Here is a 19,844-nt window from a genome sequence, read left to right on the forward strand (position 1 = left end):
ATCTAATTAACAGTAAATTATAGCGTATGAAAGTTTTCAAAAAGTGTTTGTTTTTATTCATTACAGTTGTTACAGGGGCATCTGCACAAACAAAACAGGATGTTAAGATGGATAAGTTTATATCTACGCTAATGCAAAAAATGACTTTGGATGAAAAGCTAGGTCAGTTGAACCTTCCAGGTGCGGGGGACATTACTACCGGGCAAGCATCCAGTTCCGATATTGCACAGAAGATAGAAGCGGGCAAAATTGGAGGTTTATTTAATATTAAAACAGTAGAAAAGATTAAGGATGTTCAAAAGATAGCGGTTGAAAAATCCCGGCTAAAAATTCCTTTAATCTTTGGGATGGATGTTATTCATGGGTATCAAACTGTTTTTCCTATACCATTAGGCTTGTCCTGCACCTGGGATATGGCTCTAATTGAAAGGAGCGCAAGGATCGCAGCTATCGAAGCAAGCGCTGATGGAATTAACTGGACATTTTCTCCTATGGTAGATATTTCACGTGATGCCCGTTGGGGCAGAGCATCAGAAGGATCGGGTGAAGACCCATACCTCGGATCTCAGATCGCAAAAGCGATGGTAAAAGGGTATCAGGGTGATGATCTGAGTCGGAACAATACCATATTAGCTTGTGTGAAGCACTTTGCGCTATACGGAGCAATAGAAGCAGGTCGGGATTATAATACTACTGACATGAGCCGGCTTAGAATGTATAACGAATATTTTGCACCCTATAAAGCAGCAGTAGACGCTGGGGCAGGAAGCGTAATGACTTCCTTTAATGAGGTTGATGGTATTCCTGCAAGTGCAAATAAGTGGTTGATGACCGACGTATTGCGTAAGCAATGGGGATTTAATGGAATGGTGGTGACTGATTATACAGCCATTAATGAAATGATTGAGCATGGGTTAGGTGATTTAAAAACAGTATCAGCACTGGCACTTAAAGCAGGTGTAGACATGGATATGGTAGGGGAAGGGTTTTTAACTACTTTAAAACAGTTATTAAGCGAAGGAAAGATTTCGCAACAGGAAATCGACATGGCTTGTCAACGCATATTGGAGGCGAAATACAAATTAGGATTGTTTGCTGATCCCTATCGGTATTGTAATGTTAAACGGAGTAAAACTGAAATTTTTACACCTGCAAATAGAAAAGAAGCCAGGTCAACTGCTGCTCAAAGCTTTGTTTTGCTAAAAAATGATAGCCAGATATTGCCACTAAAAAAAGGTGGTAAAATTGCTCTTATCGGTCCACTTGCTGATGCAGCCGAAAATATGACTGGTACCTGGAGTGTTGCAGCTGATTTCAAAAAGTCAGTGTCCTTGCTGAGTGGTCTAAAAAGCATTGGAGGAAAAAATACAAAAATTAGCTACGCAAAAGGAGCAAACTTAACGGCTGACAGTGCCCTGGAAACAAGATCCACTATGTTTGGTAAATCATTAGGAAGAGATCCTCGCTCCGCAGATGTACTTCTAAAAGAAGCGTTAGCGATTGCTCAACAAGCCGATGTTATTGTAGCTGCTCTTGGCGAATCAGCTGAAATGAGTGGTGAGAGCTCAAGTCGTTCAGACATTACGATCCCACAAGTTCAAAAAGATCTTTTAGCTGCTTTATTGAAGACAGGCAAGCCCGTTGTACTGGTATTATTTACTGGGCGGCCTTTAGCATTAAAATGGGAAAGTGAAAATGCCCCATCGATATTAAATGTTTGGTTTGGCGGATCCGAAGCTGGAGATGCAATTGCTGATGTTCTTTTTGGAGATGTAAACCCTTCAGGAAAGCTTACGATGACATTCCCTCAAAATGTAGGTCAGGTGCCTATCTATTATAACCACAAAAACACAGGGAGACCGCTCGCTGAAGGAAAATGGTTTCAGAAATTCAGATCCAATTATCTGGATGTTTCCAACGATCCCTTATACCCTTTTGGTTATGGTTTGAGTTATACTACATTTGATTATAGCGCTATAAAACTAAGTGATACCCTATTGCGAAAAGGACAGTCTATAAGAGCCGAAGTTACTGTAAGAAATACAGGGTCAAGGGATGGGCAGGAAGTTGTACAGCTATATACTAGAGATCTGGTAGGTTCAATTACGCGACCCGTTAAAGAATTGAAAGGATTTCAGAAAATAAGCTTAAAAGCAGGTGAATCTAAAGTAGTTACTTTTACTGTTACTGATGAAGATCTCAAGTTTTATAACAGTGATTTAAATTACGTAGCTGAGCCTGGAGCCTTCAAATTGTTTATTGGTACCAATAGTAAGGATGTCAAAGAAGTAGGATTTACTTTACAATAAGTAATTTATTGTTGCCAATAGAGACTAATCTTCTTTTTTAGGTTTCATATTGCTGGCACTAAAACGCGGCTTATAAGCAGGTTTAGGAGCTTCATCTTGTTCCTTCTCAGCTGGTTTTTTCTCTATTGGAAGATCAGCTGAAGGCACAATCTCTTCTGCTACCGGTTTTGCGATAACTTTAGCACTGAATCTTGGTTTATAAGTCGGTTTAGGAGTGTCTTTCTTTTCTTCCCCAGCAAGCTTTTCCGCTTCAGGTAGATCAATCTCAGGTAATACTGTCTCCGGTATATCTTTTTCTATAAGATCAGCTGAAGGAACCACCACTTCTAAAGCAGGTTTTACAATAACTTTGCTAGTAAAACGCGGCTTAAAAGCAGGCTTTTTTACCTCAGTAGCACCTTCGGTTTCATCAACTTTAGGAATTGAGGGAACATCAAGATCAGTAACAGCATTCGTTCCTGGCCTGGCATCAGGATCTTTTACTTCATCAGAAATTAAAGAAGGCACTTTTACATGCCGGGGTTTAAATCCAGGCTTAGCAACAGGTTGGGAAATCTCAATTGTTGGTGACTGAAGAGGCTCAGCCTGAGCAGCCAGATTGGGCTCAATAACCACCGGTTTATCTTTAGGCACTATTGCCAGGTGATACAAGTGTCTTAATTTATTAAACCAGAATTTTTTTGAATGATCAAAACTCTTTTCCCCCATTAAATTAAAATGACTTTTGAATTCAGTGTAAAGCTTAGGGTCAGCTTTCGCCATCAACTCCAGGTTGATCCTCTTTTTAGTAAAAAATTCTTCAAAAGTCATTTTAATTTTTAATTATTCAGCCATATTGTGATAAACAGCCTGAACGTCGTCATCTTCTTCTAATTTGTCAATTAGCTTTAATACATCAACAGCCTGTTCTTCCGAAACTTCAATAAAAGATTGAGCGACCCGTTCTAACTTTGCGCTTTTCACTTCAATCCCCTTTTCTTCCAATGCCCTTTGCATTTTTCCGAAATCTTCAAAAGAAGTATGGAGTACAGCTACATCATTACCTTCCGCATCTTCCTCTACAAAAATATCTTCTAATCCTGAGTCGATCAGTTCAAACTCAAGCTCTTCCAGGTCACGTTCCTGCGGATCAAACTGAAAAACAGACTTCCGATGAAAGATAAAATCAAGCGCACCGGTCTTTCCAAGTGCACCATTATTTTTGTTGAAATAACTTCGAACATTAGCCACCGTACGGTTTGTATTATCCGTAGCTGTTTCTATTAATAAAGCAACTCCATGAGGGGCATATCCTTCATATACAATTTCCTCGTAATTCGTTTCGTCCTTGCTGATTGCTCTTTTAATGGCCGCATCAATACGATCCTTAGGCATATTTACAGCCTTTCCATTTTGGACAGCTGTACGAAGACGGGAGTTTGTTTCAACATGTGGTCCGCCCGATTTTACAGCCATTACAATTTCCTTACCCAAACGAGTAAACTGGATGGACATTTTTGCCCAACGTTTAAATTTTCTTTCTTTACGGAATTCGTACGCTCTTCCCATATATGTGAAGTTGTTTAATAGTTATTTTAAATTGATTCAAGCAAAAAGTGCTTATCGGTTCAAATTTACAAAATATGAAAGATATCCCCCTGATCAGGATTATATTATCATGAATTTAAGTATAAATTAAAATTTATGGGCTAGAACACAGGCCTTTCGGTATTTCTGTGTGTGCCCATTCATGTCAGTTAAGGTAATGTATAGGATATAAATTCCCGGAGGCATCAACGAAGCATTTTCATCGGCCCCATCCCATAAGAGCTCACCCTCGGTACCTAACGTAACATTTTTACTAATTTGTTTAACCTCCATTCCTCCACTTGAATATACAGCAATATTCGCCAATGTTCCAGGTTTATTTAATACATATCGAATAATTAGCTGATCTTCAATTCCATCATTGTCAGGAGAAAATGTTTTAGAAACCAACGTAACAGCATCGCTTACCTCTTCCTCACTCTTATATTGCGAATTTTTATAACCCGGCGTAGCATATCCTACTGCAGCGGCTGCTGAAATAAAATTCCCTGGTTCATTGGTTGCCGTGTTAAAACTCAATCGTTCAAGGGATACCCCATCAGGATTATTGATTAAAGGGGAGTGCAATTTTTCTGAATAATTGAATTGATCAATGATACTGCTGTCAGACAATAACACCACAACCCCCACGTCATTACTAAAAGCCGGCAAAGCGGATACTTTAAGAAAGGCATTTGCATCTTTTGTGAAATATTCTGCCTTAATATTATCTGGATCACTACTTAATACCAGGTAACAATGAGATAAGAGTGTAATCCCAATGTTAGAAATACGCTTTATTGAAGAAAGTGTGTCTTTTTTAATAGTGGCAACTGATAGATTCTCTAAGTTTATGGGGCGGTCAGAATTATTATAAATCTCCAGGAAGTCAACCCCATCTCCTCTAGGATTGAAAAGGAGCTCATTAATCAGGATTTCATTTTTACCAATAATGGCGGCTATAGGAACAGTTCCTCCGCCAGTATCCGGAATGTTTGTGCTATCAACCGGGGCAACAACTGATGGATTAGAATCTTCAGCCGTTAACTTCCTGATCATGAAATCATCAAAATAAAATAGGTCTGAACGTGTTTTCGTAAATACACATTGAACCCCAAACCATGATGTGCTTAAGATAGGGGAGGTATTCGTTTTCTCTCCCTCTCTACAAAAAGCAGATTCCTCCTTATTGCGACTCCATAGCTCCCATTTGCCAGTGCTTGACCGGTTTACCTTAACTCGTGTATTTAATGAAGAAGCAGATGCTCTTCCTTCCAAACCTTTAATCAGTAACTGTAAATTAGTTCCATTAAGGCGGTACAGATCATAAGAATCCGTGAAGCCATCTATCCCTATCTGAATAAAATACGCATTTGAAGCCACATTTAAATCAGCCTTGTCGGCGATCAGATAGATCCGCGTCCGATTATATGAAGTCGCCGCAAACCCCATTTCAACCGTAAACTCCCAGGTGCAATCTCTTCCCATCGAATTGGGAGTTGACAAATATATAGAACCTGAAGAGTCACTCTTCATTGATTGAAGCCTACCACTTGAATTGATCTTAAATGCTGAAACATCCCCTCCCCAGGCAGGCGAAGAAGTAAAATTACCGTCATTAAACGTTTCATTAACCTGACATACAGCAAAATTCCAATAAAAAATAGCGTAAAGCAGTAAACATTTTTTCATATTTGCTGGATTAATAATTATATAGTACACATTTATACCAAACCAAGATGAAAGTTGCAGTTGTAGGCGCTACTGGTCTAGTAGGATCAGTGATGTTAAAAGTATTAGCAGAGCGTAATTTCCCGGTTACCGAATTAATTCCCGTAGCATCTGCCAAAAGCGCAGGTAAAGAAGTTGAATTCAAGGGTAAGAAGTATAAGGTAGTAACGGTGGATGACGCAATTGCAATGAAACCAGATGTTGCCCTATTCTCCGCAGGAGGAGATACTTCTCTTGCAGAAGCGCCGCGTTTTGCAGATGCAGGAGTAGTGGTCATTGATAATTCGTCAGCTTGGCGCATGGATCCTACAAAAAAGTTAGTTGTTCCTGAAGTAAATGCAAATGTTCTTACCTCAAACGATAAGATCATTGCTAATCCTAATTGTTCGACAATTCAAATGGTGGTCGTGTTAAAACCACTTCATCAGAAATATAAGATTAAAAGGGTTGTCGTTTCTACCTATCAATCGGTTACTGGCACTGGTGTTAAGGCTGTTGATCAGTTAATGAACGAACGGAACGGTATTGAAGGTCCAATGGCTTATCCTTATCCTATTGACTTAAACGTTATTCCTCAGATAGATGTTTTCCAGGATAACGGATATACTAAAGAAGAGATGAAAATGATCCTGGAAACTCAGAAAATTTTGGGTGATAACTCCATTAAGGTTACGGCCACTACGGTACGTATCCCTGTAATGGGAGGCCATTCCGAAGCCGTGAACATTGAGTTTGAGAATGACTTTGATCTCGCTGAAGTGCGTAGCTTATTAGAGGCTCAACAAGGTGTAATCGTGCAGGACGATCCTGCAAACCTGATTTATCCAATGCCTAAGGATGCGCATAATAAGGATGAAGTGTTTGTCGGACGTATTCGCCGTGATGAATCTCAGGATAATACATTAAACTTGTGGGTTGTGGCTGATAACTTACGTAAAGGAGCTGCCACCAATGCCGTACAAATTGCAGAGTACTTACTAAAAGAAGGATTGTTACCAGCCTAGGTTTGTATATCCAAAACAAGCGGCTGTCAATAAATACATAAATTAAAATACGAAAAAAAAAGAGGCTGAAATCATACTTGATGTAGCCTCTTTTTTTATGCTTTTAAATTTCCTTTAAACAATAGCTTAATGAAAATAGTAGGTACAGTCGCCCTTTTAGCAATCAGCCAAATGCTCTTTGCGCAGTCATTACCCGACAAAATCGCGAAGGCCTTTGCCCAATTTGAGCTTGATGGTCAGCTTCAGTACGGCTTAACTTCGCTAACGGTTTTGAATTCAGCATCTGGCGAAGTGGTGTTTTCTAAAAATGGGAACACCGGTCTTGCTCCTGCATCCACCTTAAAAACCATTACCAGCATCACCGGATATAATATATTAAAACCCAATTATAAGTGGGAAACGACTCTAGCCTATACCGGGTCTATCAAAGAAGGTGTGCTTTATGGTGACCTTATCGTAAAAGGCACAGGAGACCCTACATTGGGTAGTGATCGCTATCCGAATACGAAGGGCGCTCTTTTACTTAACAGATGGTTAGAGGCCACCAAAAAGGCTGGTATTACGAAAATTGAAGGGCGGGTGATGGCTGACGATTTGCTTTTTGGAACACAACCCATTCCTGATGGATGGATTTGGGGCGACATTGGAAACTATTACGGTGCAGGAGCCACCTCTCTAACCTGGCGTGAAAACGAAATAGAACTAACGATCATTCCCGGTTCTAAAACAGGCATGCCTGTACAAATAAAAAGTATGGATCCTAAGGTTGAAGGATTGAAATTAATCAATGAGCTGAAAACAGGAACATCAGGCAGTGGTGATCAGGTTTATGGCTTTTCTGCTCCCTTTACTGATCTGACTTACCTCAGAGGTACTTATGCGATTGATTTAAAAAAAAGAATTGTAATCTCCATGGCCGACCCAGCCTATCTACTGGCCTCTCAATTGCAGGCATATCTAAGCAAAGCAGGCATCACTATCAATGGGAATGCCAGTACCACAAGAAGACTAAGCATGGAAAATAGCTATCGCCCTCTACCATCAATTACTATTGATCGTTATCTTTCCCCTGGCTTTTCTCAGATCGTGTATTGGTTGAATCAAAAAAGTTTGAACCTCTATGCTGAAAATATCTTAAAATCAATGGCCGTAAAAGCCGATAAACCCGCTACCTTCCAAAATGGCATTTCTACCTTAACATCCTATTGGAATAAGCGGCTTGGAATTGATTCTAACGCGATTTCAATTCTTGATGGGAGTGGACTAGCACCCGAAAACAGAATTACAACAGCTGTTATGGCAAAGATCCTGAATTCCGCAAAAACAGAGGATTGGTTTCCAGATTTTTATGCAAGTCTGCCCGTGTACAATAATATGAAAATGAAAAGTGGCAGTATCCGCAATGTTCTCGCTTATGCCGGTTATGAAAAGAGCGTTTCCGGTACACCTCTGGTATTTTCATTCATTACCAATAATTATACAGGCAGTACTTCTTCCATCAAACAAAAAATGTTCAGAGTTCTCGATACGCTTAAATGATTTTATTATTTTTGGTTAAATAAATCAGATGAATAAACTTATACTTATTGTTTTATTACTTAGTATTTCCTATTCGTCTTTTTCTCAAACTAATTACTATGGGAAGATCAAATCTTTTCGAGTATCTTCCACACTAAGTGATAAAGACTATATCCCCAATACCGTTATCATCAAGTTTAAAGCAGTAGCGTCCTCTAATGCAAGATCCAAATCTGTAAGCCCTACGCTTGACCTCAAATCTACCACTGTTAAAAGTCTGCATGTTAAATTTTCGGAAGTTAGCTCAACTGCCAGGATAACTACATCTGCAGAATCTGACCGGATTGGACTAAATAGAATTTATGAGCTTAAATATTTGGGGAATGCAGCCATTGAGACTGTCATAGATGAGCTATCAGCAAAAAAGAACATTGAATATGCCGAGCCGGCGTATGTCTATCATACCACGTATATTCCAAGCGATCCCCTATTTTCAACAAGGCAAAGCTATCTTACCCAAGTTAAAGCACAACAAGCCTGGGATATTATACGTGATGCCTCAGGCATAATTATAGGAATTGTAGACACTGGTTCTGAACTGACTCATGAGGACTTAGCCTCGAACATAATAAGTGGAATAGATCTTATCGGTAGCTCATCCACAAATTTTATAGAGGACAATGATGCAAATGTTAAAAATGCGGCTAGTGATCATGGCGTTCATGTAAGTGGTCTCGCTTCAGCCGTTTCAAATAATGCCAAAGGAATTGCCAGTATAGCGAATGCAAAACTCCTTATTGTGAAGGTAGCAGCTGATGATTCACCCGGTGACATTTATAATGGATATGAGGGTATCATTTATGCAGCTGACCATGGTGCAAAAGTAATTAACTGTTCCTGGGGAGGAGATGTCAGAAGTCGCTATGGGGAAGATGTTGTGAATTACGCCATCAGTAGGGATTGCCTGATCATTGCTGCAGGTGGTAACCAGGGTAATAACGTTCCTGATTATCCTGCGGGATATAAAGGGGTATTAGCGGTTGCCAATATAATGTCGAATGATGTAAAGGCTTCGTCTTCAAATTACGGTGGTTACATTGGGATCTCTGCTCCGGGTATTAATATTTATAGTACAACTTATTCGAGTACCTATGGTGTTAAATCAGGAACGTCTATGTCTGCGCCGATTGTATCTAGTGCTGCAGCATTGATAAAGGCATACTATCCTGCTCTTTCTATGGCTCAGGTAGGCGAACTGCTACGTGTAACAGCCGATAATGTCGATCGGGTGAACACAACTTATGCCGGCATGTTAGGCAAAGGCAGGCTGAATGTTTATAGGGCATTAACAGAAAGTGCACCTGCAATCCGAACCATCAACCTAACTTTTGATGATCAGCATGCAGGAACATACCGCGCTGGTAATACAATAGATGTCTATATGGATCTGCGCAATTATCTGCTGCCTGCAACTGGAGTTCAAGTGACACTGGAAAGTACGAATACGAATGTGACGATTTCCAATGCAACTCAACTCATTACGGAGATGGGTACCCTGGATGAAAAAGCAGGTATCGGGGCCTTTAAAGTAACGGTAAATTCGGGTACTCCTGACAATACGCCTGTCGAATTCAGAATCGTTTACAAAGCTAATGGAGGAACCTATGAGGATTATGAAACGTTTACCCTCGTTGTTGCCCGCGATTATATGAATATCATCACCGGTAATCTGTCTACCTCGGCTACCAGCATAGGTAAAATTGGATTTGGTTCAGCTAATGAAACGGATGGACTGGGTTTTATATATAAAGAAAATAAACTTCTTTATGAGTCTTCACTGCTGATCGGCCGGTCCGCAAATGCTATTTCGGATAATGCCAGGGCCACTGAAGGAAGCACTAACGTTCATTTTGTAAAGCAAAGTTCGATTAATGAATCTCTATCAGATAATAAAATTGTTGGTTATGCTCAATTTAATGATACTGGTAATTTAAACGGTCTTTCTGTAGATGTCAACCATACGGTTACTGCTGATAAACAAACGGGTAAGGATAATTACATTGTTGCAGAATACGAAGTTGTAAACCGGAATGCAACAGATCTTACAGGAGTATACATTGGCATGTTTACAGACTGGGATATAAACGGAGGGGCCTCGAATGCTACCGCTTATGATGCCACAACTAAGTTGGGATATGTGTATAGTACAAATGCCGAACTTCCTTATGCCGGAGTAAAGCTATTAAGTACTTCCGCTCCTCCGAATTATTACCCCTTATCCTTGTCTGCTGGATTCATAGCGGATGATAATTTCACCGCAGCCGAAAAATTTACGACATTATCTTCCGGTATCAGTTCACCTGGCATTGGCTCCAGTGCCGACGGTCATGATGTTTCTTTTGTTTCCGGATATGGTCCTTATTCCATTCCAGCTAATGGTTCTGTGAAAGTGGCTTTTGCCTATATTGGTGCTGATAATCTGGAAGGTTTAAAAAATAGTGCTGTTGAAGCACAAGCGGCATACGATGTGAGTATTGGAGGTCAGCAAATAACAACTATTCTATCAAGCTACCCAAATCCTATTACACCAAATAATAATAACAATGTCGCTGTGGTTATTAATCTGCCGGAAGACGCGCCCATTACCCTAGAAGTCTTTAATATGCTTGGAGCGAAAGTAAATACACTCATTAGTGGTACCTCCTTTTCTAAAGGAGCACATACCCTTTATTATAGCATGGCAAATTTAAATCCTGGAATTTACATTCTCAGGCTCGGGTACAATGGAAAGGCCTCTTCCCATAAAATAAGTGTGTTGAAATAACTAATCCTTACGTATAAAACAGGCTCTGCAACGGGGTTCATAACTTTCCTTTTCTCCCAGAAAAAAAGTTTCATCATTTGCTACTGTACGATATGAATAGGTTGCAGGGGCACCACACTGCGCACATATAGCGTGTACTTTGGTTACATCCTCGGCTATGGCCATTAAAGCGGGCATAGGGCCAAAGGGCTTACCCTGAAAATCCATATCAAGGCCGGCAACAATCACTCTTATTCCTTTGTTGGCTAAAATAACGCAAACCTCGGGTAACCCATCATCAAAAAATTGGGCCTCATCTATTCCAACAACTTCTGTATTAGAGCCAAATAATAAAATAGACGAGGAGTTATCTATAGGAGTAGAGGGTATTGAAGTAAAGTCATGCGATACTACGTCACTTTCATGATAACGGATCTCCGTTTTAGGTTTAAAGATCTCAACATTAAGCTTTGCTATTTTTGCCCTGCGCAAACGGCGGATAAGTTCCTCTGTCTTTCCGGAGAACATCGATCCGCAGATCACTTCAATACTACCACAACGATCATTTCTAGACCTAAAATGAAATTCACTAAACAACATATCTCGCTTATCCGAGCGGCTAATATCAGAATTTAATGCTACTTTTGAGAACCGAGTTACCAACAAATCAATATCTAAATTTGGCTATTTATTATGATTAACAAAGGAGAAATTTTTAAGAAGGCAGGATATATTCTCATTGAATTAAACGAGCAGTATCAATATATTGAAGAAAATCCAAGAGCCCTGAATGATTTAGAATTAGAACTTTTCTCAGCAAACGCCGATTTCCTTGCAGAGAATTTAAGAGTGCTCAGAAAGTTCAACGCAAAGAAAGCAGAGCGATCTGCTACCGGTTCAGAAAACGATAGTTTTACACATGAAGAACCGTCTGACAAAGAGGTCTCTCTTTCTGCTTTATTGGAGCATCCGGAGGAAATAAGTTCTGTTCAGGAAAAAGCTCCTGTTGCTGAGAAAAAAGAACTGGTATCAGAATCCTGGTTTAACGATAAAAAAGTAGAACATGAGGAAGCTGAAAAAGCTCGAGTGACACTCCCTTTATCTGTTCCTGTTCCAGAGCACCTTCCTGTTGCTAAAATTCCTGAAGTAAAATCTACAGTACCCACTTCTTCTGATGTAATTGATTCCAGGTATCCATCTGTGCCTGTCCCAACTCCGGTTTTCGATCCTATTCCTGTTTCTGCTGCTCCTAACAACGCACAGCCAGCCCGTGTACAAAGTATCAATGATCTGATCTCTTCACAGAAATCTAAACAAGTTGTATCCGGTCAGTTAAATAAACAACCTGCAATAGGCGATCTGAAGTCCAGCATCAGTTTAAATGACAAGCTACTATTTATAAAAGACTTATTTAATGGATACAGTCTGGCCTATAGTGAAGCGATTGAAATATTAAATCGTTTTGAGACATTTGATTCCGCTGAACACTTTCTTCAATCGAATTATGCGGTTAAAAATAATTGGATTGGCAAGCAGAGTTCCGTAGATAAGTTCTATGAAATTCTTCACAGAAGGTTTTCCCGATAGTTTATATCACTCCCATCCTGTTGGAATCTAATTTCAACAGGATAAATAACAGAATGGTGAAACTCCAGAGCGAGGAACCTCCATAACTTAGAAAAGGTAGGGGTATCCCAATAACCGGTACAAGCCCTATAGTCATCCCTATGTTGATGAAGAAGTGAAAGAATAGGATGGATGCCACCCCATAACCATAGATTCTGGAAAAAGAAGCGCGTTGCCTCTCTGCAATGTTGACTATGCGTAATAGCATAATTAGATAAAGGCTGACGACAACTAAACTACCCACAAAACCCCATTCTTCTCCCACAGTACAAAATATAAAATCGGTACTTTGTTCTGGTACAAAGTCATATTTAGTCTGAGTACCCTGAAGATATCCCTTGCCCCACAGTCCCCCCGAACCAATTGCTATCTTGGATTGGTTTAAGTTATAACCCTGGCCCCTCGGATCATCCAGCTTTCCCAGGATAACATCAATTCTATTTCGCTGATGTGTTTGAAGGATATTCTGATACGCGAAATTTACGCAGAAAATGAAGGCGATTCCCACGGCTATAGAAACTAAAATAGGCTGAACGTGTCTCCTGCTTTCCCGGAAAACAAAAAGTACCAGGAGTGTTAAACCTATAATAATGCCAACCAGCAAAAATTTATTAATCACCAGTGTTAAAACAAATAAGGTAATAAGTATGGCTCCGATCACTAAAATGTATCCGGAAAGTCCTTCCCTGTATAAGGCAAATACCAATGAAGTAAAAGTTAATGCCGATCCCGTATCCGGCTGAAGCATAATCAGACTTGTAGGAATAAGCAAAAGAATGACACAAATGCCAATCATTTTAAACTCATTCATTTTTAAGGTAGTCGAACTGATATAATGTGCGAGAATCAAGCAGGTAGAAAACTTGGCAAACTCGGATGGCTGAAGCCGGAAACTTCCAATGGGGATCCATGCCTGGTTACCACCTACATTTCGCCCTACAATCAGTACAAGAACAAGAAGCAACAATGTGATTCCGTAGAAAACCGGCGAAAAGGTACTAAAGAACTTTGAATCAAGCAATAGGATCACCACACCCAGAATGATTGCTGAAATGATAAACATAAACTGCTTTCCGTAATTGGTGTTCATGTCCATTATTCCGGGGAATAAGGGATCGTATACCGCAGCATGAATGTTAAACCATCCGATCGTACAAAGACTCAGATAGATCAGGATCAGAATCCAGTCTACGTTGAAAAAAGGACTACGTTGATTGATCATGCGGTGCTATTGATTTTGTCGTAACGGGCACTATTGGTTTAATCTCGATCTTAGGAATACTATCCGTCTGCTTGCGCGGTGCAGCCTTTTGTTTGGCTTTATGGCCGGGAAGCAGGTTTGCATTATAAAGCCGGTCTGTATAATACTTCGGACGTGTTATTTTACCTCTGAGGTATTGTTCAATCATTAAACTGGCAATAGGAGCAGACCATACAGCTCCATACCCTGCATTCTCAACCACTACCGCAATAGCAATCTTTGGATTGATCCTGGGAGCAAAGGCAAAAAATACAGAGTGATTTTCACCATGTGGATTTTGCACCGTACCTGTTTTACCACATACCTCTATTCCCTGGATCTGTGCAATCGGATAGGCAGTTCCTCCTGGTTTATTCACTGCCCCGAACATGCCTTCAATTACCGGACCATAGTATCGGGCATCAACACCTGAGTAGTTTTTCTTAGTATAGGCTGCTTTAACAATATGATCTTCACCAATACCCCGAATTAAATGGGGAGTATAATAATAGCCTCTATTGGCAACTGTAGCAACTACATTAGCCATTTGTAATGGGGTGATTCCTAATTCGCCCTGACCAATAGAAAGTGATATATTATATGTAGATGTCCAGCGGTCACTTTTGAAATGCCTGGTATAAAATTCCGCAGTAGGAAGAAGTCCTTTCTTTTCGTTCGGCATATCTACACCAAGCTTAGAACCTATTCCAAAATGATTAACCGCATCATACCATTTCCGGTAAGCATTTACTGAACGCATCCCCGAACGGTCAATCATCTGTTTGTATACATTTCCGTAATAGGTGTTACATGAAAACTGTATAGATTGGGCAAGCGTTAACGATCCATGGGCATGTGTACAACCCATTTTGCCGCGTCTGCCATAGTAATAAGCACCCGGACAAAAAAAACGCGTCTCTGCATTTATTCGGCCCATTTGCTGGGCTACCAACGCATTTATGACCTTAAAGATAGATCCCGGGGGATACTCAGCCATAATTGGACGAATAAAAAGTGGATTTGAAGGGTTTCTCAACAATTTCATATAGTTGTTTCCCTTCTCCCTTCCTACCATTAAGTTCGGATCGTAAGATGGGCTGCTCACAAAAGCCAGGATCTCTCCTGTAGAAGGTTCAATGGCAACGATGCTCCCGATCTTATTGACCATCAATTTCTCCCCTAAAATCTGTATATCTCTATCCAGCGAAGAGATTAGTTTTTTGCCTGTAACAGATAGCGTATCATAGGCTCCTTCGGCAAAGTGCCCTTTGGGCCGGTTAAATGCATCAACCATTTGGTTTTCTACCCCTCTCTGTCCTCTTAAAAGGTCTTCATACGATTTTTCTACCCCTGTACGGCCAATATAGTCACCTGGTTTATAATAGCCTTTAGACTTGATAATATCCGAAGGCACTACTTCATTAATATAGCCGAAAAATTGTGATGCAATGCTATCGGGATAGCGCCGAACGGAACGTTTTTGAACATAAAAACCCTGGAACTGAGTAAGCTTTTCTTGAAATGCCGCAAAGGTCTGCGCAGATAGTTGTTTTTCAAAAATCGAAGCGCGATAAGGTGAAAAGTTTCGTGCCTTGGTGAGCCGTTTATCAAAACCTTTCTTGTCCAGCTTAACCAGCCGAAGAAATTCAAGCGTGTCAAATTGGACTACTTCACGTGGAATGACCATCAGGTCATATACAGGTTCATTTTGAACCAGTATCCGGCCTTTCCGATCCAGTATGATACCTCTGGCGGGGTAGATAACTACTTTTCGGAGTACATTATTGTTTGCTGATAAAAAATAGCTTTTATCAATAACCTGTATGTAGAAAAGGCGGGCCAATAGAACAAGTGCTACTGCTATAAAAATACCCTGTACAATGTATTTTCGTTGAAAAAAACTATTCATTAACGCTCTTTCTTACGGAAGAATATAAACTCTGATATCACGATGAGGAATATGGTAAAAATAGAACTAAAGAATACGCGGGTTAGTATATCCTTTACATCAAAAAAACCAAATGCTTCAAGAAAAATCAGGGTAACATGATGGAATAAAGTCAATACTACCGTATATATAAAAAACCAACGGAAGCCCATAATCCCAAGTTTGGGTTCCGGTTCATTTTCAAAACCCTGTCGTTCTACTGTTACATTGATAAATACGATCCTTACAAATGCCAGAACCGCACAGGCAGCCGCATTTAAACCTGCCGTATCATAAAATGCATCTACTGTTAATCCGGTACCCATGGCCAACAGAAATAACAACCAGTTTGGCACCTCAAAAGGTAACAGCATGATAAATAAAATGTAGGGGAAGGGTATAGATAAGTTGTAAAAGCCAATGTTCTTCAGCAAAAATGCCTGAATGAAAATAAGCAGCACAAAACGGACTATATTTATTAATATTGTTCTACCCATCTTTTTTGCTTTGCTTTTCTAACTTTTCTTTTTCAGCACTGAAAAGATTTTTAATTACATATACATACTGTAGGGTGGAGAAATCAGTATCCAGGCGCACTACAATTTCGGGGAAACTTTCGCCTCCTTTTTCTTTGGTACGCAGAATTCGCCCAATGGGTAAGCCTTCGGGAAATAAAGTTGAATAACCGGAAGTAACCACATGCTGCCCAATCTTAACCTGGATATGATTAGGAATATCCTGCAGTACAGCAGTTCTGGGATCAGAATTTCCCTCCCCCCATACCAATGAACCAAATGCCTGATTCTCGGTAATGCTTGCGCTGATCTTTGTGTCGCTATGCAGTAGAGAGTAAACAGTAGCGAAATCTGCAGATACATCTTTTACAATACCCACAATTCCGGATGGGCAAATAACGCCCATGCCTGGAAGAATTCCATGGCGGGTTCCCCTGTTGATGGTGATATAATTATTCTTTTGATGGATGGAATTGTTGACTACGCGGGCAACAATGTAGGTATACTGCTGCCGGGAGACGGTATCTAAAACCGACTGCTGAACCAGACTATCATCAAAATGAGACATTTTGAGGTCCTTTCTTAAGAATGCATTTTCTTTGGCCAGACTGTCATTCACTTCGGCAAGCCGAAGATAACGCTGTACCTTATTAATGCGGCTATAAGCTTCGCCTACAAATTCGTTGGATGAATTAAACACTCCTGATCTTTGAAATGAATTATTCCGAATAATCAAAGTAATGGAAATGATAAAACAGATGATAAAAAAGAAGAATGCGTTGTACTTACTGATAAAACCCCAGAGGTTACGCATACATATTTAAGTTAAGCGTTGCAGGCAGTAAACTTACGATCACAGCATTAGTCATAAGCTTACCGCCTTTAATAATATTACTGCATTAAAAATTTATAACTGCCAATATTCTTAAGTGCAATCCCGGTACCGCGTACCACTGCTCTCAAAGGATCTTCGGCAATGTGAACCGGCAATTTAGTTTTTGCAGCAACCCGTTTATCCAATCCTCTCAACAAAGCTCCACCTCCGGTTAAATAAATCCCTGTTTGATAGATGTCTGCCGACAACTCAGGAGGGGTAATTTCCAGTGCCTTTAGAATGGCTTCTTCAATTTTAGATATTGATTTATCCAGACAATGTGCAATTTCGGTATAGGATACAGTGATTTGCTTCGGAATACCTGTCATTAGATCTCTGCCTTGTACGGCAAAGTCAGCAGGTGGATCAGCTAATTCAGGTAGGGCAGCACCAACTTCGATTTTAATCTTTTCAGCGGTACGTTCCCCAATCATGATATTATGTTGACGGCGAATATATTGAACGATATCACTATCGAAATTATCACCTGCAGTACGGATAGACTGGTCGCAAACAATGCCTGATAAAGCAATAACCGCAATCTCAGTTGTCCCTCCGCCTATATCGATGATCATGTTTCCCATGGGTTCTTCCACGTCAATGCCAATGCCAACCGCAGCAGCCATAGGCTCATGAATCAGATACACCTCTTTTGCTCCTGCTATCTCAGCGGAATCACGAACGGCTCTCTTTTCTACTTCAGTAATGCCCGAAGGGATGCAGATCACCATTCTTAAGGATGGGAAAAACCAGCCTTTGCCATTGTTGATCATTTTGATCATTCCTCTGATCATGTGCTCCGCCGCATTGAAGTCGGCAATTACACCATCTTTCAGTGGACGAACTGTACGTATATTATCATGGGTTTTACCCTCCATTTGCATGGCCTGACGGCCTATTGCAATGATTTTATTTGTAGTGCGGTCAAAAGCTACAATTGATGGTTCGTCAACAACCACTTTATCATTATGTATGATCAGCGTATTTGCCGTACCCAGATCGATAGCGATTTCTTGTGTAAACCAATTAAATAAACCCATTAAGGACGTTTTAAATTGTTAAAAGTATGCAAATGTAGTAAAATGTTTAGTACTATATTAATGTTTGAAATGTCTAACCCCTGTGATTACCATTGCAACACCTTTATCGTTGGCCATGTCGACTGAAAGTTTGTCTTTTATCGATCCTCCAGGTTGTAAAATAGCCTTTATGCCTGCGTTTGCAGCAATCTCCACGCAGTCTGGAAAGGGGAAAAAAGCATCGGAAGCCAAAACGGCGCCATCCACATTAAATCCAAATGATTTAGCTTTTTCTAAAGCCTGTAACAGGGCATCCACTCTGGAAGTCTGACCTACTCCGCTAGCGATTAGCTGTTGGTTTTTTGCAATCACAATCGTATTCGATTTTGTATGTTTTACCAGTTTATTGGCAAAATGAAGGTCTTTCAATTGTTCGGTAGTAGGCAACATATCAGTAACCGGAGTCATTTGTTCCGGACCTTCCATGGTACCATCTTTTTCCTGCTCAATCACGCCATTCAGCAGTGTCTTGAATATTTTAGTAGGAAGGGCTGTCTCTTTTCTTAACAACAGAATTCTGTTTTTCTTTTGTGTAAGAATTGTAATTGCTTCGGCACTAAAAGCAGGCGCAATCAGTACTTCGAAGAAAAGGTTGTTGATATCCAGTGCTGTTTGTGCGTCTACTTCACCATTACAAATGATTACCGCGCCAAAGGCAGAAATAGGGTCACAAGCAAGAGCAATTTTCCAGGCTTCAAATAAGCTAGGATTAGAAGCAACTCCACATGCATTGGTATGTTTAAGAACCGCGAATGTTGGTTCATCAAATTCGTCTATCAAAGCAACTGCGGCATCAACATCTACCAGGTTATTATAGGAGAGTTCCTTTCCATTCAGCTTTTCGAACATCGCTTCCAGATCGCCATAGAAATAACCTTTCTGATGTGGATTTTCTCCATAACGAAGGGTGGACGATTTCTGTTCGCTCTGTTTAAATACAGGTAAAGGGTTTTCGCGGTTGAAATAATTAAATATAGCGGTGTCGTAGTGAGAAGAAATATTGAATGCTTTTTTAGCAAACTCTTTACGATGCGACAATAAAGTCACACCATCGTTTTCTTCCAGAATGGTATTTAGTTCCTCGTAATTATCTTTAGAAGACAGGATTACTACGTCATTGAAATTCTTTGCAGCTGCCCGTATTAATGATATGCCACCAATGTCAATTTTTTCAATTACTTCATCTTCGCCAAGACCGGCACGCACTGTTTCTTCAAATGGATAAAGATCAACAATGACCAAATCAATCTCAGGAATATCATATTCTGCAGATTGTATTTTGTCTTCTTCCAGATTTCTTCTGGATAAAATGCCACCGAATACTTTAGGATGCAATGTTTTTACGCGTCCACCTAATATTGAAGGATACCCGGTAAGGTCCTCCACACGGATGACGTCGAATCCAAGCTCCCTGATAAAGCTTTCTGTTCCACCTGTAGAATAAAAGGTAACACCTAAAGAATGAAGTTTTTTAATCAACGGTTCTAGCCCGTCTTTGTAATATACTGATATTAAAGCGTTTTTTATTTTGACAGGATGGCTCATTTATGGGAAAATTAAGCGGCAAAGATAGGCTTTTTGTGACGTAAGTTCCTAGCAGATTTAATAGTAAAACTAAGGAATAGTAATATTTCTTATTAAGGAATGATGTT

At 40.1% G+C, this 19,844-nt stretch carries 15 protein-coding genes; 5 read left to right on the plus strand and 10 right to left on the minus strand.

Annotated elements, in window-relative coordinates; translation table 11 throughout:
* Window positions 1-26 precede the first annotated feature (26 nt).
* Window positions 27-2,309 (plus strand): beta-glucosidase BglX, encoded by a 2,283-nt coding sequence (bglX, locus tag BFL47_RS07995; RefSeq protein WP_069659287.1) that lies wholly within the window; start codon window positions 27-29, stop codon window positions 2,307-2,309.
* Window positions 2,310-2,333: 24 nt separating this feature from the next.
* Here the strand turns inward: bglX and BFL47_RS08000 are convergent, their stop codons facing one another.
* The 3 genes from BFL47_RS08000 to BFL47_RS08010 form a co-directional block, all read right to left on the minus strand.
* Window positions 2,334-3,119, minus strand: coding sequence for a hypothetical protein (locus BFL47_RS08000; protein ID WP_069659288.1), 786 nt, complete (start codon window positions 3,117-3,119; stop codon window positions 2,334-2,336).
* Window positions 3,120-3,131: 12 nt separating this feature from the next.
* Complete coding sequence (locus tag BFL47_RS08005) at window positions 3,132-3,857, minus strand: YebC/PmpR family DNA-binding transcriptional regulator (protein WP_069659289.1); 726 nt, start codon at window positions 3,855-3,857, stop codon at window positions 3,132-3,134.
* Between the two features lie 126 nt (window positions 3,858-3,983).
* Window positions 3,984-5,567 (minus strand): hypothetical protein, encoded by a 1,584-nt coding sequence (locus BFL47_RS08010; RefSeq protein ID WP_069659290.1) that lies wholly within the window; start codon window positions 5,565-5,567, stop codon window positions 3,984-3,986.
* A gap of 47 nt (window positions 5,568-5,614) precedes the next feature.
* Here BFL47_RS08010 and BFL47_RS08015 point away from each other — a divergent pair, with 47 nt between their 5' ends.
* The 3 genes from BFL47_RS08015 (at window position 5,615) to BFL47_RS08025 (ending at window position 10,952) form a co-directional block, all read left to right on the plus strand.
* Window positions 5,615-6,610 carry an aspartate-semialdehyde dehydrogenase gene (locus BFL47_RS08015; RefSeq protein WP_069659291.1) on the plus strand — a complete coding sequence of 332 codons (996 nt, stop codon included), beginning with the start codon at window positions 5,615-5,617 and terminating at the stop codon, window positions 6,608-6,610.
* Between the two features lie 129 nt (window positions 6,611-6,739).
* Complete coding sequence (gene dacB / locus BFL47_RS08020; protein WP_083257073.1) at window positions 6,740-8,149, plus strand: D-alanyl-D-alanine carboxypeptidase/D-alanyl-D-alanine endopeptidase; 1,410 nt, start codon at window positions 6,740-6,742, stop codon at window positions 8,147-8,149.
* 28 nt (window positions 8,150-8,177) lie between these two features.
* Complete coding sequence (locus tag BFL47_RS08025) at window positions 8,178-10,952, plus strand: S8 family peptidase (protein ID WP_069659292.1); 2,775 nt, start codon at window positions 8,178-8,180, stop codon at window positions 10,950-10,952.
* Here the strand turns inward: BFL47_RS08025 and BFL47_RS08030 are convergent, their stop codons facing one another.
* Window positions 10,953-11,531: a thymidine kinase gene (locus BFL47_RS08030; protein ID WP_069659293.1), complete on the minus strand. Its 579-nt coding sequence runs from the start codon at window positions 11,529-11,531 to the stop codon at window positions 10,953-10,955.
* 93 nt (window positions 11,532-11,624) lie between these two features.
* Here BFL47_RS08030 and BFL47_RS08035 point away from each other — a divergent pair, with 93 nt between their 5' ends.
* A complete protein-coding gene (locus BFL47_RS08035; protein ID WP_069659294.1) occupies window positions 11,625-12,518 on the plus strand; it encodes a hypothetical protein in 894 nt (297 codons plus the stop codon).
* 1 nt (window position 12,519) lies between these two features.
* On the opposite strand, the gene rodA is transcribed toward BFL47_RS08035, so the two are convergent.
* The 6 genes from rodA to purH all read right to left on the minus strand — a co-directional run bounded on the left by rodA (window position 12,520) and on the right by purH (window position 19,737).
* Entirely contained in the window at window positions 12,520-13,779 is a 1,260-nt protein-coding gene (gene rodA / locus BFL47_RS08040) for a rod shape-determining protein RodA (RefSeq protein ID WP_069659295.1), read from the minus strand.
* Window positions 13,763-15,706, minus strand: a complete 1,944-nt coding sequence (gene mrdA, locus BFL47_RS08045) for a penicillin-binding protein 2 (RefSeq protein WP_069659296.1) — start codon at window positions 15,704-15,706, stop codon at window positions 13,763-13,765. The genes rodA and mrdA overlap by 17 nt, the downstream gene beginning before the upstream one ends.
* The gene (locus BFL47_RS08050) at window positions 15,706-16,221 is read right to left on the minus strand and encodes a rod shape-determining protein MreD (protein ID WP_069659297.1); all 516 of its coding nucleotides are present in this window, start codon (window positions 16,219-16,221) and stop codon (window positions 15,706-15,708) included. The genes mrdA and BFL47_RS08050 overlap by 1 nt, the downstream gene beginning before the upstream one ends.
* Window positions 16,214-17,053 carry a rod shape-determining protein MreC gene (gene mreC / locus BFL47_RS08055; protein ID WP_069659298.1) on the minus strand — a complete coding sequence of 280 codons (840 nt, stop codon included), beginning with the start codon at window positions 17,051-17,053 and terminating at the stop codon, window positions 16,214-16,216. The genes BFL47_RS08050 and mreC overlap by 8 nt, the downstream gene beginning before the upstream one ends.
* A 77-nt stretch (window positions 17,054-17,130) precedes the next feature.
* The gene (locus tag BFL47_RS08060; RefSeq protein WP_069659299.1) at window positions 17,131-18,153 is read right to left on the minus strand and encodes a rod shape-determining protein; all 1,023 of its coding nucleotides are present in this window, start codon (window positions 18,151-18,153) and stop codon (window positions 17,131-17,133) included.
* Between the two features lie 57 nt (window positions 18,154-18,210).
* Window positions 18,211-19,737 carry a bifunctional phosphoribosylaminoimidazolecarboxamide formyltransferase/IMP cyclohydrolase gene (purH, locus tag BFL47_RS08065; RefSeq protein WP_069659300.1) on the minus strand — a complete coding sequence of 509 codons (1,527 nt, stop codon included), beginning with the start codon at window positions 19,735-19,737 and terminating at the stop codon, window positions 18,211-18,213.
* Window positions 19,738-19,844 lie beyond the last annotated feature (107 nt).

The sequence above is a fragment of the Arcticibacter eurypsychrophilus genome, from assembly GCF_001730525.1.
Lineage (GTDB): Bacteria > Bacteroidota > Bacteroidia > Sphingobacteriales > Sphingobacteriaceae > Arcticibacter > Arcticibacter eurypsychrophilus.